Origin of the sequence: Neisseria sicca 4320 (assembly GCF_000193735.1) — a bacterium.
GTDB lineage: Bacteria > Pseudomonadota > Gammaproteobacteria > Burkholderiales > Neisseriaceae > Neisseria > Neisseria sicca_E.
This window is the reverse complement of sequence record NZ_AEPF01000010.1, coordinates 1-24851: the sequence shown is the minus strand read 5'-3', so window position 1 is coordinate 24851 and position 24851 is coordinate 1. Positions and strand designations below refer to the sequence as shown.

The window sequence follows — 24851 nt, the reverse complement described above, 5'->3', positions numbered from 1 at the left end:
AGCCGTCATGTTTGCTGTTTTCGGAAAGAGCCGTCCCGAAGAAGAGAAACGGCGGCGGCTTGTATATGACAAAAAGCAGTCGAAGTGGTACGAGGATACCCGCAAATGGACGCGGTTAAGCAACGCCCGCTACCAAATCAGCCCTGAATATTCGTCAATCGAGACGGCGGAGGAATTTATCAGGCTGTTTGCGGGCAATCCCGACATCCACATAGTCGGAATCAGGCAGGCGCAGGAAGTGAACGGGCGAACCGTTTGGAAGCCTGTCAAAACAGTTTTAAAAGGAAACAAAAATGTTGAATAAAGTAACTTTAATCGGACGATTGGGGAAAGACCCTGAAACGCGCTATATGCCGAACGGAGAAGCCGTCTGTAATTTCAGCGTCGCAACAAGCGAAAGCTGGAAAGACCAAAGCGGGCAGCGTCAAGAGAGAATTGAATGGCATAACATCACCATGTACCGCCGCCTTGCTGAAATCGCCGGGCAATACCTGAAGAAAGGCAGTCAGGTGTATTTGGAAGGCAAAATCCAAAGCCGAAAATACACCGACAAAAACGGCGTGGAGCGTACCGCATACGACATCATCGCCAACGAAATGAAGATGCTCGGCGGTGGTAATGATGGACAACAGGCACAATCCACGCAAAATGGCGCACCGCCTGAGTATCCGCACCGACAAGCACCGGCCGCTACTGTTAATGGTAGTGATGAATCAGATGACATCCCGTTTTAGGAGTGAGACATGACGCAACAATTTAAATTCGGCGACATGGTTAAAAGCCGAATGCACCCGAACAAGACATTAGGCTTGGTGGTAGATGCTGGAAGCAACCAATACAGTTACATCATCCGTTGGGAGCATACAAAAGGCGTTTCGCAGGAACATGCCGAGAGTCTCGAACTAATCCCGCATCCCGATACTTTGCGCTTGGATTTTATTGAAAGAGTTATCAACATTGATGGCATGGTCAAGCGGCAGATGATGAAAGGGTGGGTTTTGGTTGATGATGATATTGACCTAACCACGCCTAAACCATTATTGCGCGATGCAATAGACGCTGCAATGAGACTGGAAGTCAAGTACTCTATATAAATAACCGCTTTTGGAGCAAAAATGACAAATAAATTTAAATTCGGCGATATTGTCCGTCGTAAATCAGATGGCGCGAAAGCTGTTGTTATACACGCGCAATTTAATTCCGTTTGGTTTGTTCTTGAGGGTAATACAGTGACTAATGCTGACTATGCCGAAGAATTTGAGCCAATCCCACACCCTGACACCGTTCGCCTTGATTGGCTGGCAGACAAGCACAACAAAATAGGCAGCGTGTTACTCCCGCGCGAGTGTGTTGAAAAGCACATCGACAGTATGCGCGACGCGATAGACGCGGCAATGCACTTATAACGAGAGGCATTAGACCATAGGCAGCCAAACGCCCGAGCCGTTGAGAGGACGGCATCAAAAAAGCGAGGAAACAAAATGCAAACAGCAACAGTAGCAACAAAACCAACGGCAAGCCAAATACTTGCCGCCAAGCGCGCGGCAAAAAAATCAACGCAGCAAGAGCGCGCACTGAAACGCGCGGGGGCAATCAAAAACGTTGACCGAAACCGCCTATCCACTTTGTCAAAAGCGCAAAAAGAGAACATCGCCGAGATGTTGTCAGGCGTGAAAGTGTCAGAAGATGAAGCGGTAACGTGTAGCGTCAAGATGTGGTTATCCCTGCAAGATATGCGCTATGCCTGCAATCAGGAATTAATCAACTTCGCCGAGCATATCATCAAGCAGGTGCAACGATTGGGCTTGTACTGCAACACAGACGACCCAGCGAACGAGAAAAGCGTGGAGTTTTCCTGCCGCGAAGCATCGCAAGCGGTCGCGCAATGGACTAAGGATTTTGACGACCTTAGCCCAAATCAGCGTCAACTCGTGTTGCGCCCACTGTCTAATCTCTTTGCCGCATATGAAGAGTTTTTGAAAGACGCGCCAGTTCGCTTGATTGCCGAAGTATCGACATACTCAATCGCCGTCAGTGTTACAAAAAAATCCATGATGTTTTTGGAGCTTGATGGCGGTTTGATTTCGGCGGTTGATAAAGTCGTCAACGGCAGCGATTCCCGCGCGGAAGCTCGCCGCCTGAAAATGCCATACGCAGAATTTACAGACCGAATCCTACACGCCGCCAACCTTCTTTACGACGTAGGCATTCACGCAGATGCGGAGCTTTCGGCGATGTACGGCAAGCCATTAAACCCTGTACGACCGCAACGCATCGGAGACGTGCGGCAACCGATGATGAAAATGCTTGTCGCGAATAAGGGGGGCGCACTGGTTCAGGCTGTCAAGGATTCGGAAAACATCATCCGACATTGCGACAGCGGCACCGGCTTTAGCTGCTTCAACTGGACTAAGCATTTCAAGCGGGCGGCGAACCTGATTAGTCTTGTACGACAGGAAGCAGCAGCATGAAAGAGCTAACCTATGGCAGCGTTTGCAGTGGAATTGAAGCGGTATCCGTTGCGTGGGACGGATTGAATCTAAAGCCGATATGGTTTTCCGAAATTGAACCTTTCCCATGCGCCGTATTGGCGCATCATTACCCGGATGTCCCAAATCACGGCGACATGACGACGTTACCGGAACGGATTTTGTCAGGCGAAATTGAGGCACCGGATATATTGGTCGGCGGGACACCTTGCCAGGCTTTTTCGGTTGCCGGCTTAAGAAACAGCCTAAATGACGAACGCGGAAACCTGACGCTTGTTTTTGTAAGGATTTTAAATGCAATTAACACTATTCGAAGACGCTACGGACTGCCCGACGCAGTTGTACTGTGGGAAAACGTCCCCGGCGTTTTATCAACACGAGACAACGCCTTCGGATGTTTTTTGGCAGCTTTGCTTGGCGAGTCCAAAGAGCTTGTCCCAACAAGGGGCAGATGGACGGGTGCAGGTATTGTGCGCTCAGACGAATGCGAAATCGCATGGCGAATCTTGGATGCCCAATATTTCGGAGTTCCCCAACGTCGCCGAAGAGTGTTTCTTGCGGCAGGTAGTCGAAACAGACGTATCGCCGAAATACTATTTGAGCAGCCGGGCGAAAGCGGGAATCTTGAACAGAGCAGAAAAAAGGGGGAAGAATCTTCCGCCTTTATTGAAAGCAGCTTTGGAACATATCGAGAATCCGACGTTGGCGGCACAGTAAAAAGAACAGGTGGCGCGCTGTCTGGTGGTAGTGAAACCTTATTAGTTTCAAAAATTGGAGCAACGTTAAGCACTGGGTTTGGCGGCCGCGGCGTAGATTCAGACCAAATTTGTAACGGCAATTGCGTTATAAATTATCCAAAAGTACGAAAACTAACCCCCGTCGAGTGCGAAAGGTTACAAGGTTTCCCCGACAACTACACCCTGATTCCGTGGCGAAACAAGCCAGCCGAGCAATGCCCAGACACGCCGCGTTACAAAGCCATCGGCAACAGTATGGCAGTTCCGGTCATGCGGTGGATTGGAGAAAGGGTGTGCAAGGCATGAAAGAAGTAATAGCCGCAATCCTGATCGCCGCAGTCGTCATGGCTATCGAGCTATCAGGAATCCCGAAAGGGGCGACGCAGATAAACGAATATCAGAAAGGACAAAGATGAATATCGAAAAAATCATTAATTGGTTCAAGGCAGCAAAGCCAAATCCAACAGAAAAAGATAAGGCAACCCAAATCGGGGCGCATTTTGAAGAAGTTTCCGAAATGATGGCGGCGTTGTCCTGCAACAATATAGAAAGCAGGACATATGAGGTTGCGCAAGAATTTTATGCGTGTGAAGCCATTGATAAAGATATTGATGGCAAAGATGTAGAGTTGCCTGAAAACTGGCAAATTGAGTTACTGGACGCGCTTTGCGATCAGATTGTAACCGCAATCGGCGTGGGCTATATGATGGGCTTTGATATGGTCGGCGCGCTGAAAGAAGTCAATTTGTCAAACTGGAGCAAGTTCGACGAAAACGGCAATCCAATCTTTAACAAGAGCGGGAAAATCGTGAAAGGCGAAAATTACTTTAAACCCGACCTTGCGAAGTTTGTACGGGGCGACAATGCGCCGGTGGCTGAATAACTACCAATCCGACAGGCGGCATTTCCGCCGCCTGATGAAAATATGAAAGGCAGGCAGAAAATGAAATTGCTTAAAATAAAAGAAGTCATCGAGAAAACAGGTTGCGGTAAGACAAAAATTTATGCCATGATTAAGGATGAAGAATTTCCGCGCCCGTACAAGATTGGAGCAGCTTCCCGATGGCGATTGGATGAAGTTGAAAACTGGATTAAAACGCGCCCAGTTTCATAACGGAAAATCAAAAGCGGGTATTAAATCGGGTATGATTCAGGCGGAAATAACAAAGATTCTTTAATTAACAGCAGGTTAGATTCAAAATGCTTTTGTTCATTGATAACTATGACAGTTTCACCTACAACATCGTCCAATATTTCGCCGAACTCGGTCAGGAAGTCGTCGTCCGCCGCAACGACGATATTACGCTCGAAGAAATCGAAGCTTTGAAGCCGCAATATCTCGTTATCGGGCCGGGTCCTTGTTCGCCGAAAGAAGCGGGCATTTCGGTCGCCGCCATGCGCCATTTTGCCGGCAAGCTGCCGATTATGGGCGTGTGCCTCGGGCATCAGACGATAGGCGAAGCGTTCGGCGGCGATGTAGTGCGGGCAAAAACGCTGATGCACGGCAAAGTTTCGCCTGTGTTCCACCTAAACAAAGGCATGTTTAAAGATTTGCCCTACCCCGTTACCTGCACGCGTTATCACAGCCTTGTCATCGCCCGCGATACGCTGCCCGATTGTCTGGAAGTTACCGCATGGACGGAAGATCAGGAAATCATGGGCGTGCGGCACAAAGAATACGCCATCGAAGGCGTGCAGTTCCACCCCGAAGCCCTTTTGACCGAACACGGACACGATATGTTGAAAAACTTTTTGGAAGAATTTAAAGACTTCCAAGCGTCCGCCGCTTAAACCAAACGTCGTCTGAAAATTTTCAGACGACGTTTGACGTAAAAATACCCGTAAAAAGGATTGAACCATGATTACACCGCAACAAGCCATCGAACGATTAATCAGCAACAATGAATTGTTTTACGATGAAATGACCGACCTGATGCGCCAGATTATGAGCGGGCAGGTGCCGCCCGAACAAATCGCCGCTATTTTGACCGGATTGCGGATTAAAGTCGAAACCGTATCGGAAATCACCGCCGCCGCCGCCGTGATGCGCGAATTTGCCGCCAAAGTGCCGCTGGAAAATTCAGACGACCTCGTCGATATTGTCGGTACGGGCGGAGACGGCGCAAAAACCTTCAATATTTCCACGACTTCCATGTTTGTCGCGGCAGCGGCGGGCGCGAAAGTCGCCAAACACGGCGGGCGTTCCGTTTCCTCGTCCAGCGGCGCGGCGGACGTGATGGAGCAGATGGGCGCGGTGTTGAACATTACGCCGGAGCAAGTCTCCGAAAGCATCCGTCAAACAGGCTTGGGCTTTATGTTTGCCCAAAACCATCACAGCGCGATGCGCCACGTCGCGCCCGTGCGCCGTTCGCTCGGGTTTAGAAGTATCTTCAATATCTTAGGCCCGCTGACCAACCCTGCCGGTGCGCCGAACCAGCTCTTGGGCGTGTTTCACATCGACTTATGCGGTATCCTGTCGCGCGTATTGAAACAGCTTGGTTCCAAACACGTTTTGGTCGTGTGCGGCGAAGGCGGTTTGGACGAAATCACGCTGACCGGCAAAACTCGCGTTGCCGAGCTGAAAGACGGAGAAATCTGCGAATACGACATCAGCCCCGCCGATTTCGGCATTGAAATCCGCCGCGATTTGGACGAAATCAAAGTCGCCAACGCGCAAGAATCGTTGGAGAAAATGGATGAAGTGTTGAGCGGCAAACATGGTGCGGCACGCGACATCGTCCTGCTCAACGCCGCCGCCGCGCTTTATGCCGGCAATGTCGTGCCTTCGTTGGCGGACGGTGTCAAAGCTGCCGAAGCAGCCATCGATTCGGGCAAGGCAAAAGCGAAAAAAGAAGAATTTATCCGCTTTACGCAGCAATTTGCTAAAGAATGAGCAAAGGTCGTCTGAAAACGGGAAGTTAGTTTTCAGACGATTTTTTATAGTTACTTCCAAACATTCAGATATTGATAAGGCGTTTATTTATTTTGGTGCTTGCCTTCAAATCGTTTGAAACCGTTTTTTCAGACGACCCATATCCTCTTAAAACAAATTTAACTATCGGATTTTAATGATGATTGGGGGCTTGGCTGCATTGAAGGCGGGGGCGGTTTGTTATATAGTGAAATAAAAAATCAGACAGGATGATTGAGTCGGGGCGTTTTGCGTGTTTTATAAAATAACAGTGGGTTGGCATTTGTATCGGGCAGGGGGCGGATGATGCGTTGACGGTTGACGGCAGCGTCCGCAGACAGCCTGATATAGTGGATTAACTTTAAATCAAGACAAGGCGACGAAGCCGCAGACAGTACAGATAGTACGGAACCGATTCACTTGGTGCTTCAGCACCTTAGAGAATCGTTCTCTTTGAGCTAAGGCGAGGCAACGCCGTACTGGTTTAAAGTTAATCCACTATATTTCAGAAGATTTTTGTTTCATTTGAGTCTTGGATATTTGTCCTATGACAACAATACAGGCAGATGAGGTGAAGATAATGAACGGTGTAACCAGTGCGCAATTTATTTCCGCAGGCATTTGTTTTTATCCTAGATGCGGCTACAAGCGGCTGTCAGAGCAGGCGATCGCGGAGCATTTGAATTCGAATTTGGAAACGTTCAACAGGATGTTTGCCGATAAAGACGAATTCGTGAAGGCGATGTTGATAGAGTACAGCAATCGGGCTTTGGGGCGGGTGTCGTTCGATTTTGCCCAAAATATCGAAGATGCGGAGCGGCTGTATCAGATTGTCTGGCGGCTAGCGGTTACGATACGGGAGCATTTGGCGTGGATACACAGGATGCTGCTGGACAGCGAAGAGGGCGTGGATTTGATTACCAAAGCGTTAAAAAAGCAGCATAAGATGCTTGCCTACGGGATGATCCGGCATATCAGGGCGTGCGACGGCAGGGAGGGTGTGTCGGAATTGGAATTGTTGAATCAGTTTGAGTTTCTCAACGGCGCGGTCATCTCGCCGATGATTATGAACACGCGTTACCGTATGTTGGGGATACTTACCGATGAGATGAACGGGCGGCATGAGGATTTGCTGACCGATTCGTCCATCCACCAAAGGATAGATTGGGCGTTTGCCGCGCTGTTTCCGCAATACCGCTCTAAGGCGCGTCCGTTTTGATGATTAAGGTGTAACGCAACATGAAAAAAGCTGTTATTGCTTCTCTTACCGTCGCGATGGTTGCGGGCGGCGTGTGGTATGTCCTTCAAAACCAGAAAGAAACTTTGCCTGCATGGATCGCGCAATCCAACGGGCGGCTGGAGCTGAACCGCATCGATGTCGCCAGCCTGTATCCGGGGCGGGTGAAGGCGGTTTTGGTGGAAGAGGGCGCAGATGTGAAAGAGGGCGATATTTTGGCGGAACTGTCGTCTGAAACCAGCAGCAGCCGTTTGGAAGAGGCTAGGGCGGCGGAATTGCGCCAAGAGGAGGCGGTCGGTCGCGCCAAAGCTGCCGAAGCGCAGATGAAACAGACGGTTGCGCGCGCTCAGGCGAATGTGGACGCGAACAGGCAGCAGTTGCGCGTGGCGAAAATGGAGCTGGACAATGCGCGCAAATTGCTTGCCGACCAGCTGGTGTCGCAATCGGAAGTTACCAAACGTCAGGCGGATTATGAGCGCGCTGTTGCGGCGGTCAAGGCGGCTGAAGCGGCGCGGGACGAAGCGCGGGCGACAGTGGCGCAAAGTGCCGCCGCGCAAGCGGAAGCGCGCGCCGGTGTCGAACAGGCGAGGGCGGCAGTCAAATCGGCTACATCCGCCAACGATGATATGAATATCCGAGCGCCGATAGCGGGCAGGGTGGAATACACCATTGCGGAAGCGGGCAACGTGGTCGCGGCAGGTTCGAAAGTGGTCAGCCTGCTTGATCCTGCCGATGTTTCGATGAATATTTTTCTGCCGACCGACAGCATAAGTCGTCTGAAAGTCAATGATGAGGCGCGTATCCGTTTGGACGGCATTGATGCGGTGTTCCCCGCCAAAATCAAATTCATCGCGACGGACGCGCAATTTACGCCCAAGTCGGTGGAAACGGTCGATGAACGCGCGAAGCTGATGTTTAAAGTGAAATTGCAAGTGCCGCGCGAGACGGCGGTGAAATACAACCGTCTGCTGAAAGGCGGGCTGACGGGCAACGGTTTCGTGAAAACCGACGACAAAGGGACATGGCCCGCCGAGCTGGCGGTAAGGTTGCCGAATTAGCATCTGACGGATTCGGACGGCCTTGATATGAAAACAAAGGTTTATGGCTAAAAGAGGTCGTCTGAAAACGGGATTTCGTTTTTCAGACGACCTCTTTCCATTCAAGCATCACCACTATAAAAAGAATACCTATCCGGAAGCGCAGCCCGAAGCGTTTCCATCAAATCAGGACAAACAAAATGAAAACCAAAACATGGCGCATTGAAGAAGGTGCGCCTTATCCGATGGGCGTGTCGCTGACTGAGGAAGGCGCGAATTTTGCGCTGTTTTCCATCCATGCTGCAAAAGTCGAGCTGTGTCTCTTTGACAAGGGAAAGGAAACCCGTTTGGAAATGCCTTCGCGGCGCGGGTCGGTGTTTTACGGCTTTGTGCCGGAGGTCGGAGCAGGTCAGCAGTATGGTTTTCGTGTTTACGGACGCGCTGATGCACCGGGCGGCTCATGTTTCAATTCGAACAAATTGTTAATTGACCCGTATTCCAAAAAAATCGACGGCAAGCCGAGTTACCGGGACGATGAAGAAATGGCGTGGTTTCGTCCGGAAGACGAGCGGGACAATGCGGCGATGGTGCCCAAAAGCGTGGTAGTGGGCGACGATGATTTTGATTGGGGCGGCGAGTGCCGTCCGAACCATCCGTGGGGTAGGACAATAGTGTATGAAGCCCATGTGAAAGGATTTACCAAGCAGTTCCCCGATTTGGAACACGCGGGAACGTATCAAGCGCTGACCGATCCGCGCGTGATTGATTATTTGAAAAATTTGGGCGTGACCGCCGTCGAGCTGCTGCCGGTACACCAGCATTTGGACGAATACCACCTGCAAAAAATGGGCTTGAGCAATTATTGGGGCTACAACACTTATTCTCATTTTGCCGTCGAGCCGTCTTATGCCGCAGATGCCGAACGCGCTGCGGAGGAGTTCAAACAAGCCGTCAAAACCTTGCACCAAGCAGGTTTGGAAGTGATTTTGGATGTCGTGTACAACCATACCGCCGAACAGGATGAAAAAGGCCCGATGCTGTGCCAGCGCGGCATAGACAATGCTTTGTGGTATTGGCTGAAGCCCGATGGCAGCTATGAAAATTGGTCGGGCTGCGGCAATACGTTGAACATCGTCCGCCGCGACGTAACCCGTTGGGCGGCGGACAGCTTGCGCTATTGGGCGGAAACATTTCATGTGGACGGTTTCCGCTTCGACTTGGGAACGGTATTGGGGCGCGAACCCGATTTTCAGGCTTACGGACGTTTTTTTCAGGTGATTTACCAAGACCCCGTGTTGGCACGCTGCAAATTAATTGTCGAGGCGTGGGACATCGGCGAAGGCGGCTATCACTTGGGCAATTTCCCGCAGCCTTTTGCCGAGTGGAACGGACGTTTCCGCGACGATATGCGTGCGTTTTGGGTGTGGGAAAGCGGCAATTTGGGCGCGTTTGCCGAACGTCTGGCGGGGTCGTCTGATATTTTCAACCACAGCGGCCGCCATCCTTCTGCCAGCATCAATTTCATCACCGCACACGATGGTTTCACGTTGCGTGATTTGGTCAGTTACAACGAAAAACACAACCACGCCAACGGCGAAGACAACCGCGACGGGCATAACGAAAACATCAGCTACAACCACGGCATCGAAGGCGAAACCGAAGATGCGGCGGTTTTGGAAGACCGTTCCTGCACCGCCAAAGCCTTGCTTGCCTCGCTGTTCCTTGCCAACGGCACGCCCATGCTGCTGGCGGGTGACGAGTTTGGCAACAGCCAACAGGGCAACAACAACAGCTATTGTCAGGACAACCCGATAACTTGGCTGGATTGGCATCAGGCGGATGAGGCGTTGCAAAACTATACGCGCGAATTAATCCGCCTGCGGCAAGAAATTAAATTACTGGGTGATGACGTCTGGTGGGAAAAAGAGCGTGTCGGCTGGCTCAATGCAGAAGGCGAACCGATGGGCGAGCTTTGCTGGCACAATCGCAGCGCAAAAGCTATGCAGATTGTGCTGGACGATGAGTGGCTACTGTTGATCAACGCCAAACGTAGTCGACAAATATTTAACCTGCCTCAAGGAAGTTGGCAGCTTTCTTGCGTACCATCTGAGAAGTTTAATTACAATACAGATGGCAAGCTGACAGTCGAACATATGGGTATTTGGGTTTTGCATCGTACAAACGCATCGCCGGATAAATAATACTTTTTAGTTAGCGAGATGTTTTTAAGAGATAAACCTGTTATTCATGATGTCTCAGTTATAATGCTGGGGATTAGTAATAAATTTACTTGATTGACTTGCTTAACGGAACATAAAGGCATACGGCTTTTCAGACGACCTCAGACCGCCAAAAGATACAAATTCCCCCGCTTCATCACCCCATCCTCAACAGAGAAAGGCTATCATGGCTAAGAAAAAACAACCCATTTCAGGTTTTGATTATGTCATGCCGAAACCGGATGCCGAAACCATCCGCAAGTCCATTGTCTATAAATTGATTTTCATTTTGGGCGTCGATCCGAAAGAGGCGACCGAACACCAATGGCTCAACGCCGCCATGCTCGCCGCGCGCGACCTGATTGCCGAAGACTTCCTGCAAACCCGCCGCGCCCACATCGACAACGGCAAACGCATGGTTTACTACCTTTCCATGGAATTCCTGTTGGGACGCGCCTTCGTCAACGCTTTGATTAACGAAGGCGTTTATGCCGAATTTGAAGAGGCGTTCAAACAATTGGGCAAAGAGTTCGCCGATGTCTGCGAACAAGAACAAGACCCCGGCTTGGGCAACGGCGGTTTGGGTCGCTTGGCTGCCTGCTTCCTCGACTCGCTCGCCACCTTGCGCATTCCCGCCATGGGCTACGGCATCCGCTATCAATACGGTATGTTCAAACAAGAAATCGTGGACGGCCAGCAGGTCGAAAAACCCGATTTATGGCTCGACCAAGATTTGGCATGGCAAATCGGCCGTCCGAACAAACAATACGCCGTCAGCTTCGGCGGACAAGTCATCAATATGGGTGATAAAAAAGAATGGCATCCAAGCGAAGAAATTTCTGCGATGGCATACGATGAGATTATCCCCGGCTACGGCGGTGACGTCGCCAACCCGTTGCGGCTGTGGACGGCACACGCCGGCAACCGCTTTGATTTGGCAGACTTCAACCGCGGCGATTACGCTTCCGCAGTCCGTGCGCAAAACAGCGACGAAAACATCTCGCGCGTCCTCTATCCGAACGACTCCACCGACAGCGGTCGCGAATTGCGCCTGAAACAGGAATATTTCCTTGTTTCCGCATCCGTACAAGACATCGTAGCGCGCCACAAATGCCGTTTCCCCAGCATTAAAAACCTTGCCGACAAAGTCGCCATCCACTTGAACGATACCCACCCCGTACTGGCGATTCCCGAGTTGATGCGCATCTTGATTGACGAAGAAGGCATCGCGTGGACCGAAGCATGGAATATGTGCTGCAAGATTTTCTCTTACACCAACCACACCCTGATGAGCGAAGCCTTGGAAACTTGGCCGGTTGATTTGATGGGCCGCCTGCTGCCGCGTCATTTGGACATCATCTTTGAAATCAACGCCTACTTCCTGAACGCCCTGCGCGCCATCGGCAACTTCGACGACGACTTCGTCCGCCGCGTATCCATCATCGATGAGACCCACGGCCGCCGCGTCCGCATGGCATGGCTGGCGGTCATCGGTTCGCACAAAGTCAACGGCGTAGCGAAAATCCACTCCGACCTGATGACGACTTCCATTTTCGCCGACTTTGCCAAAGTGTTCCCCGAACGCTTTACCAACGTAACCAACGGCGTGACCCCGCGCCGCTGGATCAACATCGCCAATCCCGAATTGACCCGTTTCCTCGATAAACACTTGGGCGAACAAGACTGGCGTCTGCATTTGGACAATCTGACCAAGCTCAACGAAAAAGTTGACGATGCAAGCGTACAGGCGGAATTCGGTGCAGTGAAAAAAGCCGCCAAAGAACGCCTCGCCAAATACATCGAAACCGAATTGGGTATCAAGGTGAACACGGACGCATTGTTTGACATCCAAATCAAACGCATCCACGAATACAAACGCCAAGCATTGAATTTGATGCACATCGTCGACCGCTACAACAAAATCCTGGAAAACCCGGATTTCGACTGGCAACCGCGTGTCTTCATCTTCTCCGGTAAAGCCGCATCCGCTTACTATATGGCGAAAAAAATCATCCGCCTGATTAACGATGTAGCAAAAACCATCAACAACGACGAACGTATCCGCGACCTGATTAAAGTCGTCTATATCCCTAATTACAGCGTCAGCCTCGCCCAAATCATCATTCCCGCCGCCGATTTGCACGAACAAATCTCACTGGCAGGTACGGAGGCATCGGGCACCAGCAACATGAAATTCGCACTCAACGGCGCACTCTGCATGGGTACGCTGGACGGCGCAAACGTCGAAATTCTGGAAAAGGTCGGCGCGGACAATTGTTTCATCTTCGGTAACACCGTCGAGCAAGTGGAAGAAATCCGCCGCAACGGTTACGACCCGTTAAGCTACATCGAGCGCGACAACGACCTGCGCCGCGTCGTCAACCAAATCAGCAACGGTACATTCTCCCCTGAAGAGCCGAACCGCTACAACGACGTCCTGCAACCTTACGGCGATTTCTATCAACTGATGGCAGATTTCCGCAGTTACATCGACACGCAATACAAAGCGGACGAACACTACCGCGATGTTGCCGCATGGCGAAAATCCGCGTTGATCAACATCGCCAATATGGGCTTCTTCTCGTCCGACCGATCCATCGCCGACTACTGCCGCGATATTTGGTACATCCAGCCGCTCACTTTGAAAGAGCTGCCCAAACACCAGTAAGGCCGATATGAATGAAGCGGTAAACAAAACAGCCGATACAGGAAGGTATCGGCTGTTTTTATTTACATAATACTTTAAGAGAGACTCAGGCATCGCTCTTTCCCGATGGGATAGGTATTTATATGTAAAATAATTATAAATAAAATGATGCCATGTGCAAACGCTTTAGTTGCCTATCCTTTTGACGAACGGTTATTTTTTCAGATTAACGTTAGTTGTATAGATTCGAACACTTATTTACAATGCATGGTTTTATTTCAAGTTGCCAAACCTATATTTCGGGTCGTCTGAATAATAAAAATTTCAAGGAACATTTATGCCGTTGCTGTCGATTGAATTCGCAGTATTTTTTATTGCTTTTCTGCCTCTTTATTGGGCATTTTTCCGTATGCCGTCGGTGCAGAATGTTTTGCTTCTGCTGGCGGGTATGGGTTGGCTGTATCACTTGAATCCCATCTTTGCCGCTGTGATTGCCTGCTATTCGTCCTGCGTGCATCTGCTTGCTCTTTTGATGTCGTCTGAAAAGGAAAACGTGCGGAAATTTTGGCTGGGCTTCGGCATAGCGTCGGCTTTGGCGGTATTGTGTTTCTTCAAATATTTCGATTTTTTCCGCCCGTTTATCCGCCAATACACGGGGCAGAGCGAGATTGTCGATATCTTGATGCCTTTGGGGCTGTCTTATTACACGTTTCAATCTTTGGCTTATTTGGTGTACTGCTGCCGTCATCCGATGGGCGACCGGTTTGCGTGGCATGAGTTGCTGCTGCATTTGAGCTTTTTCCCAACGATTACTTCCGGACCGATTATCCGCGCGGCGGCGTTTAAAAGCATAGACGGCGAACAGGCGGGGGCTTTGGCGCAGATTCGGACTGCCGAACCGCGCGCATTGGTGCGCCCCGCGCTGGCGGTGTGCTTGATTTTGCTCGGCATTGCAAAGAAATGGTGGTTGGCGGGCGCGCTGGGAGAAGGCTGGGTATCGCCTGTTTTCGAGAATCCCGCCCAGTTTGACGGCTGGGGCGTGTTGTCGGGTGTGTACGGCTATACTTTCCAGCTTTTCTTTGATTTTTCAGGCTATTCGGATTTGGTTATCGGGATGGCGATGCTGCTCGGTTTCCGCCTGCCGAAAAACTTTGCCGCACCGCTGCGCGCGTTCAATATCCGCGACTTCTGGAACCGTTGGCACATCAGCCTTTCCACTTGGATACGCGACTATATTTATATTCCTTTGGGCGGCAACAAACACGGCTTCGTCCTGACGCAGTTCAACTTGTTGCTGGCGATGGTGTTGTCAGGCGTTTGGCACGGCTACGGCTGGAATTTCCTGCTTTGGGGCGCGCTGCACGGCGTGGCATTAATTTTGCTCAACTGCGGCGACAAGATATTCGGTCGGGACGGTTCACGTCGTCTGAAAATCTTGCGTCCGCTTGCCTGGTTCGTCACTTTCCATTTCGTCTGCTTCACTTTCGTCGTGTTCAACACAAGCAGCCTCGCCGATACGCAGATGGTTTTTGATGCCTTGTTCGCCAACGAATCGGGGTGGGCGGCTCCAAAGCAGGCGGATATCCTGTTGCTTGCCGCGTTTGGTCTGATGATTTTACTCTACCCGTATTTGCTTCGCCTGTTTGACGGCGCGGTGACGGTGTTGGAAAAAATGCCGATGTGGCTTTGGTTTATACCGCTGACGCTGGCGTTGGTGCTAATTATCGTATTGGCGCCGTCGGGCATCCCAGGCTTTATTTACGCCGACTTTTAAAAGGATAATCAGAACATGAAACGCTTTATTTCCCTGTTTGCTTCCCTTTTGGTTTGCACTTTCGGCGCGGCGTGGTTCAGCCAAGACTCCATCAATGCCTATTGGCAGCAAACTTATCATCAGGCATCCCCGCTGGAACCGCTGTCCGAATATGAATGGTGGCGCACCGGCGCACAGTTGCAACAAAACGCTTACGCTTTTTCAGACGACCTCAAAGCACGTTTGGCAGGACAGCCTACACTTGCCGAATCGGAGCCTCAAATCGCTCAAAACGACGGGGCGTCTGAACAAGATGCACTCAATGCGTCCGAACCGCACGAAAAAAACCGTCCCGCCGACGGACGTCAACCCCAAACGGCACAAAACGGCGGACAACCCGACACGCACCGTCTCCCTATCGCCCCGCCCGCCAATATCGTTCTCGGACAAGGCGACAAGGTCTTTTTTGCGGGCGACTCGATGATGCAGGGCGTTGCGCCTTTTGTCGAAAGAAGCCTGAAAAAACAATACGGTATCCAGTCGGTGAACCTAAGCAAACAAAGTACCGGATTATCCTATCCCAAGTTTTTCGACTGGCCGAACACCATCGAGCAGACACTCAAACAACAAACCGACATCCGCCTTTTGGTCGTCTTCCTCGGTCCTAACGACCCGTGGGACTTCCCAAAAGGCAAAAAATACCTGAAATTCGCCTCGCCCGAATGGTCGGAAGAATACCTCAGCCGTGTCAACCGCATCCTGACCGCCGCCGAGCAACACCATGTCCAAGTCATTTGGATGGGCATTCCTTATATGAAACAGGCAAAACTTAACAAGCAAATGCGATATCTCGACAAACTTTTAGCAGACGAGATCAGTCCAAAAGCCTTGTGGATACCGACCGACAAGCTCCTCAGCAACGGCTCCGACACCTACGCCGACTCCGTCAACATCAATGGAAAAATCATCCGCTACCGCAGCAAAGACGGCATCCACTTCTCTGCTGAAGGGCAAAAACTGCTGGCGGATAAAATCATGGAAAAAATCGTTTTTCAGACGACCCCTGAAATGAACGGCGAAGAACGCACGGAACAATTATCCGCACGTTAAGCCCGCATCGGCAGCAAAAGGACGGCGTTTTGTTTATCCAATGCCGTCTTTTTCGTTACAATAGCCGTCCGCCGCGTCAAAAGACGTCGTCTGAAACCACACACAGGAAACTCATGAATATCAAAACCCTGTCCGTATCCCTTACCGCATTGTGCCTGTCTGCCGCCGCCCCAGCCGCCGATATGCTGCTGGAAAACTACGGCAGCAGCCGTCCCACATGGCTCTCCAAGCTCAAAAAACTCGACCGCAGCTCGGACGGCAAATTCCGCATCCTCCAAATCGGCGATTCACACACCGCCGGCGACCTTTTCACCGAACAACTGCGCCTGCGTCTCCAACAAAAATGGGGCGATGGCGGCATAGGCTGGATTTACCCCTCTACCGTCAAAGGTCAGCGCAGCGCAGCCGTCCGCTATGACGGCTCGTGGCAAACCGTCAGCAGCCGCAGCGTTTCAGACGACTTCCCCTTAGGCGGCATCATCGCCAAAGCCAACGGCAGCAGCGTTACCATCAGTGCCAAAGACGGCAGCAGCGGCGATAAGCAGATTTCCGTCTTCGCCAAACCCGTCCTGCCCGAACAAACCCTTTCATTCAACGGACGCGAAGTTCCCGCCGGAAACAGCGGCTGGCAAATTATCCGCAGCAACAGCCGCCTGCCGCTGACCCTCAGCAGCTCCATGCCTTGGGACATCGGCTACATCAATATCGAAAATCCCGGACGCGGCGTAACCGTTTCCGCGCTCGGCATCAACGGCGCGCAACTGACTCACTGGTCCAAATGGCGTCCCTCTTGGCAGGATGACCTTGCCCAAACCCGCGCCGACCTCGTCATCATCGCCTACGGCACCAACGAAGCCTTCGCCCGCGATTTGGACATCACAGCCACCGAACAAAGCTGGCGCAGCTACATCCGCCAAATCAAACAAAGCCTGCCTGATGCGGGCATCCTGATTCTCGGCGCACCCGAATCCCTTAAAAGCACTTCAGGAAGCTGCGGCACACGTCCCGCCACTTTAAGCAGCATCCAACAAATGCAGCAGCGCGTCGCCCGCGACGAAAAAATCATGTATTGGTCGTGGCAAAACGCGATGGGTGGAGAATGCAGCATGAAAAGTTGGATGAACCAAGGCCTTGCCGCTAAAGACGGCGTCCACTTCTCAGGCAAAGGCTACCGCCAAGCCGCCGACCGCCTCGCCGACAGTTTGATACAAATGGCGGATTAAACAAAAGGTCGTCTGAAACACGGAAAGGCGTTTCAGATGACTTTTTGCTGTCATGAATGCTTGGATTTACTTACATTTGCTATTATAATGCGCGTTTGGATTGACCTTTAAAAGGTCGTCTGAAAAATATAGTTTTTACCAACCGCCGCACACCTGAAACCCTAACTATGCACATTCTCACTTTTAGTGTGCATTATTAGTGTTTTAGCGTGCGGCATTTCGAAAGGAACGAAATGTTCGATAAACACGTTAAAACCTTCCAATATGGCAATCACACCGTTACTTTGGAAACCGGCGAAATCGCGCGCCAAGCAGCAGCGGCTGTTAAAGTATCGATGGGCGACACCGTTGTTTTGGTTGCTGTGACTACCAATAAAGAAGTCAAAGAAGGTCAAGACTTTTTCCCTCTGACTGTTGATTACCTTGAGCGCACTTATGCCGCAGGTAAAATCCCCGGCGGTTTCTTTAAGCGCGAAGGCAAACAAAGCGAAAAAGAAATCTTGACCAGCCGTCTGATCGACCGTCCTATCCGTCCGCTGTTCCCCGAAGGTTTCTACCACGACATCCAAATCGTTGCGATGGTGGTTTCCGTTGATCCTGAAATCGATTCCGACATTCCTGCCATGCTCGGCGCGTCCGCTGCGCTGGTGTTGAGCGGCGTACCGTTTGCCGGTCCGATTGGTGCTGCGCGAGTAGGTTATGTAAACGGTGTGTATGTGCTGAACCCGACTAAAGCCGAACTGGCTAAATCCAAGCTGGACTTGGTGGTTGCGGGTACATCCAAAGCTGTTTTGATGGTGGAATCTGAAGCCAAAATCCTGCCGGAAGATGTGATGCTGGGTGCCGTGGTTTACGGTCACGACCAAATGCAGGTGGCGATTAACGCCATCAACGAGTTCGCCGATGAAGTAAACCCTGAAGTATGGGATTGGAAAGCGCCTGAAACCAATGAAGAATTGGTTGCCAAAGTGCGCGAAATTGCTGGCGAAGCCATTAAAGAAGCGTTCAAAATCCGTCAAAAACAAGCACGTTCCGCTAAATTGGACGAAGCCTGGAGTGCAGTGAAAGATGCGCTGATTAGCGAAGAAACCGATACTCTGGCTGCCAATGAAATCAAAGGTATTTTCAAACATTTGGAAGCCGACGTTGTCCGCACCCAAATTTTGGATGGTCAGCCGCGTATCGACGGTCGCGATACCCGCACCGTCCGTCCTTTGAACATCCAAACCGGCGTATTGCCGCGCACACACGGTTCCGCCCTGTTTACCCGTGGCGAAACCCAAGCCCTTGCCGTAGCGACTTTGGGTACTTCCCGCGACGAACAAATCATTGACGCGCTTTCCGGTGAATACACCGACCGCTTCATGCTGCATTACAACTTCCCGCCATATTCTACCGGCGAAGTCGGTCGCGTCGGCGCGCCGAAACGCCGCGAAATCGGACATGGCCGTTTGGCAAAACGCGCATTGGTTGCCGTATTGCCGTCCCCTGAAGAATTCAGCTACACCATGCGTGTCGTTTCCGAAATTACCGAGTCCAACGGTTCGTCTTCTATGGCTTCCGTCTGCGGCGGCTGCTTGAGCCTGCTGTCTGCCGGTGTGCCTTTGAAAGCACACGTTGCCGGTATCGCGATGGGGCTGATTTTGGACAACAACAAATTTGCCGTATTGACCGACATCTTGGGTGATGAGGACCACTTGGGCGACATGGACTTTAAAGTTGCCGGTACGACCGAGGGTGTAACCGCGCTGCAAATGGACATCAAAATCCAAGGCATTACCAAAGAAATCATGCAGATTGCCTTGGCGCAAGCCAAAGACGCGCGTCTGCACATCTTGGAGCAGATGAAAGCTGCCGTGGCAGGTCCGCAAGAGTTGTCAGCCCATGCTCCGCGCCTGTTCACCATGAAAATCAACCAAGACAAAATCCGCGACGTTATCGGCAAAGGTGGCGAAACCATCCGTGCGATTACTTCTGAAACCGGTACTGAAATCAATATCGCGGAAGACGGCACCATCACTATTGCCGCAACCACTCAAGAAGCCGGCGACGCTGCGAAAAAACGCATCGAAGAAATCACTGCCGAAGTGGAAGTGGGCAAAGTGTACGAAGGTACTGTGGTTAAAATCCTCGACAACAACGTCGGCGCCATCGTCAGCGTGATGCCGGGCAAAGACGGTTTGGTACACATCAGCCAAATCGCCCACGAGCGTGTGCGCAATGTCAGCGACTATCTGCAAGTCGGCCAGGTTGTGAATGTGAAAGCGTTGGAAGTGGACGACCGCGGCCGCGTACGTCTGTCTATCAAGGCTTTGGTCGAAGCTCCTGCCCGCGAAGAAAAAGCACCTGAATAATCGTTGAGTCGATTTTGATTGATGAAAGGTCGTCTGAAAAATTTCAGACGACCTTTTTTGCTGAATGCGGATGAAAAAGTAGGGGGCAGGAATATGAAGTTGAGTTGTCTTGTGTCGGAACTTTGATTTATCGTTCCTTTTCCTTTTAAGCAGCAATTAGGGAGAATGCTGAAAAGGTTGTCCGAAAACCATTTTCTTTGGTTTTCAGACGACCTTTTATATTAATAATATTCAGGGCAATCAGATATATTGAACCGAAATAATGTCGTATTCGCGTACACCACCAGGGGCCTGTACTTCGGCAACATCGCCTTCCTCTTTACCGATTAGGGCGCGGGCAATGGGGGAGCCGACGTAGATTTTACCTTCTTTGATGTCTGCCTCGTCTTCGCCGACGATTTGATAGGTAACGTGTTCTTCGGTTTCCAAATCTTCCAGCGTTACGGTCGTACCGAAGACGATTTTGCCTTCTGCGTGGATTTCGGCAGGATTGATGATGTGCGCCATGGATAATTTGTGTTCCAACTCGGAAATACGGCCTTCGATAAAGCCTTGTTTTTCTTTGGCAGCTTCATATTCGGCATTTTCGGACAAGTCGCCGTGTGAACGCGCTTCGGCGATGGCTTCAATGATTTCGGGACGGGCGACGCTTTTGAGGCGTTGCAATTCTTGTTTGAGTAATTCTGCGCCGCGTGCGGTCAATGGAATTTTTTGCATGGTTTGTCTTCTCCGCAAAAGCGTTTGGGCTGCTTTTGCCTGGTAATACGCGGTAAATATAATCCACAAAATGAAAATAAAAATACAAGCCGCCTAAATTTCGGCGGCTTGTCTGTTTAAGAATGAATGGCGGTATTGTACCAAAACCAGGGGAAACTGCAACGGCAATCGGCTTTTTCCCTGCGGTGGTGTGGCTTTAGTCCAAATGTTCGCTGCTTTGTGCCAAAACGGTACGGTTGCCGTTGGTTTCGGCAGGCGAAACGATGCCGTCTGCTTCCATTTGGTCAATCAGACGGGCGGCGCGGTTGTAGCCGATGCGTAATTGACGCTGGATGCCTGAGATGCTGGCTTTGCGCGTTTTCAGAACAACGGATACTGCCTCGTCATACATCGGATCAACTTCACTGTCGCTACTGCGGCTGATGCCCGGCAGATCGTCGGTTGTGCCGCTCATCAGAATATCGTCGATGTAATCGGGCTCTCCGAATTGTTTCAGATATTCGACTACGCGGTGTACTTCGTCGTCTGAAGCGAACGCACCGTGAACGCGTTGCGGATAGCCTGTTCCGGGCGGCAAGAACAGCATATCGCCTTGTCCGAGCAGGTTTTCCGCGCCCATTTGGTCGAGAATCGTGCGGCTGTCGATTTTGCTGGACACTTGGAACGCGATGCGTGTCGGGATGTTTGCTTTAATCAGACCGGTGATGACATCGACGCTTGGGCGTTGCGTGGCAAGGATCAAATGGATACCGGCAGCGCGGGCTTTTTGGGCGAGACGGGCAATCAGTTCTTCGATTTTCTTGCCTGCGGTCATCATCAAGTCGGCAAATTCGTCAACCACGACGACGATAAACGGCAGTTTTTCCAAAGGTTCGGGATTGTCGGGTGTCAGGCTGAACGGGTTGGCAATTTTCATGCCTTGTGCCGCTGCTTCCATAATTTTTTGGTTGAAGCCTGCAAGGTTGCGCACGCCTACATGGCTCATCAGGCGATAGCGTTTTTCCATTTCATTGACGCACCAGTTAAGCGCGTTTGCTGCCAGCTTCATATCGGTAACGACAGGCGCGAGCAGGTGCGGAATGCCTTCGTAAATGCTTAATTCCAGCATTTTCGGGTCAATCATAATCATGCGCACATCTTCAGGCGTCGCTTTGAAGAGCATGGATAAAATCATGGCGTTAACGCCGACCGATTTACCCGAACCGGTCGTACCGGCAACCAGCAAATGCGGCGCTTTGCCCAAGTCGGTAACGACAGGCTGTCCGGTAATATCCTGACCAAGCGCGAGCGTGAGCTTGGATTTGGATTCGGCAAACGCAGGCGAATTGAAAATTTCGCTCAAGCGTATCATTTGGCGTTTCGGGTTCGGCAGTTCCAAACCCATGCAGGTTTTGCCGGGAATGGTTTCGACAACGCGGATAGAGGCAACGCCGAGCGAACGGGCGAGGTCTTTTTCGAGGTTCATGACCGAATTGCCGCGCACGCCGACATCAGGTTCGATTTCGTAACGCGTAATCACCGGACCGGAATAAGAATCCACAACTTTGACTTTGACCTTGAATTCCGCCAGTTTCTCTTCGATAGTGATGCTGTTGTTTAATAATTCTTCTTCGGTCTGCGTAGCGGCAGGGTCGAATTGGGGCGGGAGGAGCAGGGCGGTAGTCGGCAGATGGATACTGTTCGTCTGCGGGGCGGTGAGGTCGTCTGAAGCCGCGTCCCAATCATCGTCGCCGTCAAACCATGGTGTTTCATTGGTTTCAATGTTTTCAGACGACGTTTGCTCATGTGGCAGGCCGCGTCCGAATACATCCACGGTATCTTTGTCTGCTTCGGAATCAACGTCATTAATTGTGTCGCTTGCCGATTCGCGAATCAGGTAATCATGTATAGAGATTTCCGGATTGTTGCTGATGTGCGCGTTAACTTCCGACTCAAATACGGAAACGGAGGGATGATTACGGAACACGGGCGGTTCGGGAATATCGATTTTGTTTTCGGGTAAATCGAATTGGGGCGGTTTCGGAATATCGACCGCAGGTGCCGGTACGGGCGGTACGGGCGGCGGTTCGATGACGGTTGTGTCAGGAGCGGGCGGACGGGAGATAAAAGTGTTTTCACGAACGGCGCGGGACAGTTTGGCGGGAACCGCCGCTTTTCGGCTGACAGAAGGAGCTGGGCTTCTTGCTGTAAAGGATGAGGTGGGTTTCGCTGTTGATGGTTCAACACTTTCTGCTTCTTGTTGAGACAGTTGACGACGGGTTATTTTTTCTGCGGCAGCTTCGGAGTGCTTGAGCTTGCGGCGGCGGTTTGCGGGCAGTTTCAGATTGGCAAAAATATCTTCATCTTCAATAATTTGAGGCTGGTATCCGCGCACAGGGGCAACGGCTGTGGCAAGTTTGTCGCGAGCGGCACGGCGCATGGCGAGATTATTTTGGATGTCGATGACGTTGATTTCGTCTTTTTGACCATAATAATCGGACGTATAGGGAACAGACTCACGTTCGGCAGTACGCAAAGCGGTTTGTGCCGTTTCGATATGGGGTCGGCCGGCTTGTTCCAGATGGATGCTGTCCACATAAGATTTGACGCGTTCGCGCGTACGGCGTAAGACAGGGTCGTTGAAATCAATGACTTCCAAACCTTTCATCGGTGTAACCGATGTCCCACACAAACGGATTTCCGGTTCGCTTTCAGCGGTGATGGCAACGGGGTGTTGTTTGGCAGTTTGATGCTCTTCCCATTCTTGAACGGCAGCTTCGGTCAGAGAGCGGGTGGCTTCTTCCAAAGTAATCTCTTCGAGAGCGCCGCCTGTTACCAAACCGGGCGTATATTCGGGCGTATCGGACGTTTCAAACGGTACGATTTCCGGATATTGCTCAGGTTTGTGGGCATTTGGACGGACTTTGGGGAGGAGATTGTCGCGCGTTGCGGGAAATTCAGGCTCGTGGAGGTATTCCGGCTCGAAATCGGTTCCAGACGACGTTTCGTATGCGGGTGATGAATCTGCCGCATCTTCTTGTACGGAAGGGGAAACTTGAAATGCGCCCATAGCCTCTGCCAGCGAGCTTGGAGAGAAAGAGGAGTCGTCTGAAAGCGTTTGCGTACGTTTTTTATAGTCGTGTTGCGCCGCCAAAAGACGCTGGCGGGCGATGGTTTTGTTTCCAGTGGTTTTTGCTTCTTCCGCAAGTTCGTATGCTTCGTCCGGATTTTCGTCAAAATCCCTGTCACGTTTCAGACGGGCCAGCTCGCGTTCCCAATCCTGTTCCTGTTTTTTGTGCAGTAAAAACACGATGCCGATGGCAAGCAATAAAATAATAACCAGCACGCTCCACAACATATTGAAATTTTCCCGAGTCAAAAAAGCAAAGTCCGTTATTCTAACGCTTTTTAGAGTGAAACAAAACCGACAAGGCTTTGTTTCCACTATAATCAGGTCGTCTGAAACGCTTTTTAAACATCGAGGATATATGCTTTTCCAAACGGGATGGTTTTCAGGTTTGATTTTGGCCGCTGCATGGTGCATGTTGGTTTTATTGTTGGCACTATCCGCGCCGAAGGCTTATCGTGATTTTCGAAAACATGGTGCGGCAGCCGCATTGGCAGGGATTATTTTGGCGTCGGTCTGGAGCTTGAATGCCACCCCTGACGGCGGGCAGCTTGCGGGGATGAGTTACCATCTGTTGGCGGTTAACCTGATTGCCTTGATGCTCGGTGTACCGCTGGCATTTTGGGTCTGTGCGTTGCTGTATTTGCCCTATGTTTGGATATTCGGCTCAGATTGGCAGGCCTATCCGGTCAATGCGCTTGCGCTGTTTCTGCCTGCACTGGCGGTCAATTTGCTGTCGCGCGCTTGGGTCAACCGGCTTCCCGCCAATATTTTTATCTTCATTTTCGTCAATGGTTTTTTAGCATCCGCAGCAGGCATGTTGCTGACCGGGGGCGTTTTGGTCGGTATATTGGACAGGGTGCGGGCTTTCCCTGAAACGGCATTGTGGAGTACGGCATTTCCCGTGTTTTTCCTTATTGCATGGGCAGAGGCGTTTTTAAGCGGTATTACTGTTGCTATTTTTATTGCGTTAAGACCGCAGTGGATTAATACGTTTGATGACGGACGCTATCTGAAACCGTCGAATAAGATATGGTAAAAGGTCCTTGGATTCGGATTTCAAGTGCAACACTAAGGTACCAGTGGTTGGAACAGATTCAAGAATAAAACACTTGGCGTTTCGTAGCCAAGTGTTTTTCTTGGCCGGTGGTTCAACTCATCTTGAACCCTGCGTATCTCCCGATCGCTGATGTTTCGGAAATCGGTTTGTTTGATGATAGCGTAGCGGGTAACAGGTTCGACCAAGGTCAATAACGCGCTTTTCTAATCTTTGCCAACGATGGTGTCGGCATCCCAAGCGCTAATGCAGGA

22 protein-coding genes and 1 pseudogene are annotated in these 24851 nt (G+C 51.0%); 20 read left to right on the top strand and 3 right to left on the bottom strand.

From position 1 onward, the window contains the following. Positions 1 to 7: 7 nt before the first annotated feature. The 19 genes from NSCA4_RS0100675 (at position 8) to pnp (ending at position 19717) form a co-directional block, all read left to right on the top strand. On the top strand, positions 8 to 304 hold the full coding sequence (locus NSCA4_RS0100675; RefSeq protein ID WP_016686361.1) for a hypothetical protein: 297 nt from the start codon (positions 8 to 10) through the stop codon (positions 302 to 304). Next, positions 294 to 734: a single-stranded DNA-binding protein gene (locus NSCA4_RS0100670; RefSeq protein WP_016686360.1), complete on the top strand. Its 441-nt coding sequence runs from the start codon at positions 294 to 296 to the stop codon at positions 732 to 734. The genes NSCA4_RS0100675 and NSCA4_RS0100670 overlap by 11 nt, the downstream gene beginning before the upstream one ends. Positions 735 to 743: 9 nt before the next feature. Continuing rightward, positions 744 to 1094, top strand: coding sequence for a hypothetical protein (locus tag NSCA4_RS0100665; protein WP_016686359.1), 351 nt, complete (start codon positions 744 to 746; stop codon positions 1092 to 1094). Positions 1095 to 1115: 21 nt separating this feature from the next. Then, complete coding sequence (locus NSCA4_RS0100660; protein ID WP_016686358.1) at positions 1116 to 1406, top strand: hypothetical protein; 291 nt, start codon at positions 1116 to 1118, stop codon at positions 1404 to 1406. Between the two features lie 75 nt (positions 1407 to 1481). Continuing rightward, positions 1482 to 2471: a hypothetical protein gene (locus tag NSCA4_RS0100655; protein ID WP_016686357.1), complete on the top strand. Its 990-nt coding sequence runs from the start codon at positions 1482 to 1484 to the stop codon at positions 2469 to 2471. Next, positions 2468 to 3532 (top strand): DNA cytosine methyltransferase, encoded by a 1065-nt coding sequence (locus NSCA4_RS16240; RefSeq protein ID WP_016686356.1) that lies wholly within the window; start codon positions 2468 to 2470, stop codon positions 3530 to 3532. The genes NSCA4_RS0100655 and NSCA4_RS16240 overlap by 4 nt, the downstream gene beginning before the upstream one ends. A gap of 106 nt (positions 3533 to 3638) precedes the next feature. Next, entirely contained in the window at positions 3639 to 4109 is a 471-nt protein-coding gene (locus tag NSCA4_RS0100640) for a nucleoside triphosphate pyrophosphohydrolase family protein (protein WP_016686354.1), read from the top strand. A 60-nt stretch (positions 4110 to 4169) separates the two neighbouring features. Beyond that, the gene (locus NSCA4_RS13400; protein ID WP_016686353.1) at positions 4170 to 4340 is read left to right on the top strand and encodes a helix-turn-helix transcriptional regulator; all 171 of its coding nucleotides are present in this window, start codon (positions 4170 to 4172) and stop codon (positions 4338 to 4340) included. 86 nt (positions 4341 to 4426) lie between these two features. Continuing rightward, on the top strand, positions 4427 to 5017 hold the full coding sequence (locus tag NSCA4_RS0100630; protein WP_016686352.1) for an aminodeoxychorismate/anthranilate synthase component II: 591 nt from the start codon (positions 4427 to 4429) through the stop codon (positions 5015 to 5017). A gap of 67 nt (positions 5018 to 5084) precedes the next feature. Beyond that, a complete protein-coding gene (gene trpD, locus NSCA4_RS0100625) occupies positions 5085 to 6119 on the top strand; it encodes an anthranilate phosphoribosyltransferase (RefSeq protein ID WP_016686351.1) in 1035 nt (344 codons plus the stop codon). Between the two features lie 565 nt (positions 6120 to 6684). Continuing rightward, positions 6685 to 7356, top strand: a complete 672-nt coding sequence (locus NSCA4_RS0100620; RefSeq protein ID WP_016686350.1) for a TetR/AcrR family transcriptional regulator — start codon at positions 6685 to 6687, stop codon at positions 7354 to 7356. 20 nt (positions 7357 to 7376) lie between these two features. Beyond that, positions 7377 to 8432, top strand: a complete 1056-nt coding sequence (locus tag NSCA4_RS0100615; protein WP_016686349.1) for an HlyD family secretion protein — start codon at positions 7377 to 7379, stop codon at positions 8430 to 8432. 43 nt (positions 8433 to 8475) lie between these two features. After that, positions 8476 to 8637, top strand: a complete 162-nt coding sequence (locus NSCA4_RS15390) for a hypothetical protein (protein ID WP_176621459.1) — start codon at positions 8476 to 8478, stop codon at positions 8635 to 8637. Continuing rightward, on the top strand, positions 8612 to 10612 hold the full coding sequence (glgX, locus tag NSCA4_RS0100610; protein WP_016686348.1) for a glycogen debranching protein GlgX: 2001 nt from the start codon (positions 8612 to 8614) through the stop codon (positions 10610 to 10612). The genes NSCA4_RS15390 and glgX overlap by 26 nt, the downstream gene beginning before the upstream one ends. Positions 10613 to 10817: 205 nt before the next feature. Then, the gene (locus tag NSCA4_RS0100605) at positions 10818 to 13298 is read left to right on the top strand and encodes a glycogen/starch/alpha-glucan phosphorylase (protein WP_016686347.1); all 2481 of its coding nucleotides are present in this window, start codon (positions 10818 to 10820) and stop codon (positions 13296 to 13298) included. 316 nt (positions 13299 to 13614) lie between these two features. Further along, entirely contained in the window at positions 13615 to 15051 is a 1437-nt protein-coding gene (locus NSCA4_RS0100600) for an MBOAT family O-acyltransferase (protein WP_016686346.1), read from the top strand. Positions 15052 to 15066: 15 nt separating this feature from the next. Continuing rightward, a complete protein-coding gene (gene patB, locus NSCA4_RS0100595) occupies positions 15067 to 16140 on the top strand; it encodes a peptidoglycan O-acetyltransferase PatB (RefSeq protein ID WP_016686345.1) in 1074 nt (357 codons plus the stop codon). 113 nt (positions 16141 to 16253) lie between these two features. Then, a complete protein-coding gene (locus NSCA4_RS0100590) occupies positions 16254 to 17363 on the top strand; it encodes an SGNH/GDSL hydrolase family protein (RefSeq protein ID WP_016686344.1) in 1110 nt (369 codons plus the stop codon). A 233-nt stretch (positions 17364 to 17596) separates the two neighbouring features. After that, positions 17597 to 19717 carry a polyribonucleotide nucleotidyltransferase gene (pnp, locus tag NSCA4_RS0100585; RefSeq protein WP_016686343.1) on the top strand — a complete coding sequence of 707 codons (2121 nt, stop codon included), beginning with the start codon at positions 17597 to 17599 and terminating at the stop codon, positions 19715 to 19717. A 240-nt stretch (positions 19718 to 19957) separates the two neighbouring features. Here pnp and greA read toward each other — a convergent pair whose 3' ends face one another. After that, entirely contained in the window at positions 19958 to 20434 is a 477-nt protein-coding gene (gene greA / locus NSCA4_RS0100580; RefSeq protein ID WP_016686342.1) for a transcription elongation factor GreA, read from the bottom strand. Positions 20435 to 20630: 196 nt separating this feature from the next. Beyond that, a complete protein-coding gene (locus NSCA4_RS0100575) occupies positions 20631 to 23771 on the bottom strand; it encodes a DNA translocase FtsK (protein WP_016686341.1) in 3141 nt (1046 codons plus the stop codon). Positions 23772 to 23901: 130 nt separating this feature from the next. Here NSCA4_RS0100575 and NSCA4_RS0100570 point away from each other — a divergent pair, with 130 nt between their 5' ends. Continuing rightward, the gene (locus NSCA4_RS0100570; RefSeq protein WP_016686340.1) at positions 23902 to 24579 is read left to right on the top strand and encodes an energy-coupling factor ABC transporter permease; all 678 of its coding nucleotides are present in this window, start codon (positions 23902 to 23904) and stop codon (positions 24577 to 24579) included. 32 nt (positions 24580 to 24611) lie between these two features. Here NSCA4_RS0100570 and NSCA4_RS13390 read toward each other — a convergent pair. After that, positions 24612 to 24851: pseudogene (locus NSCA4_RS13390) on the bottom strand (hypothetical protein); the annotation flags it as partial.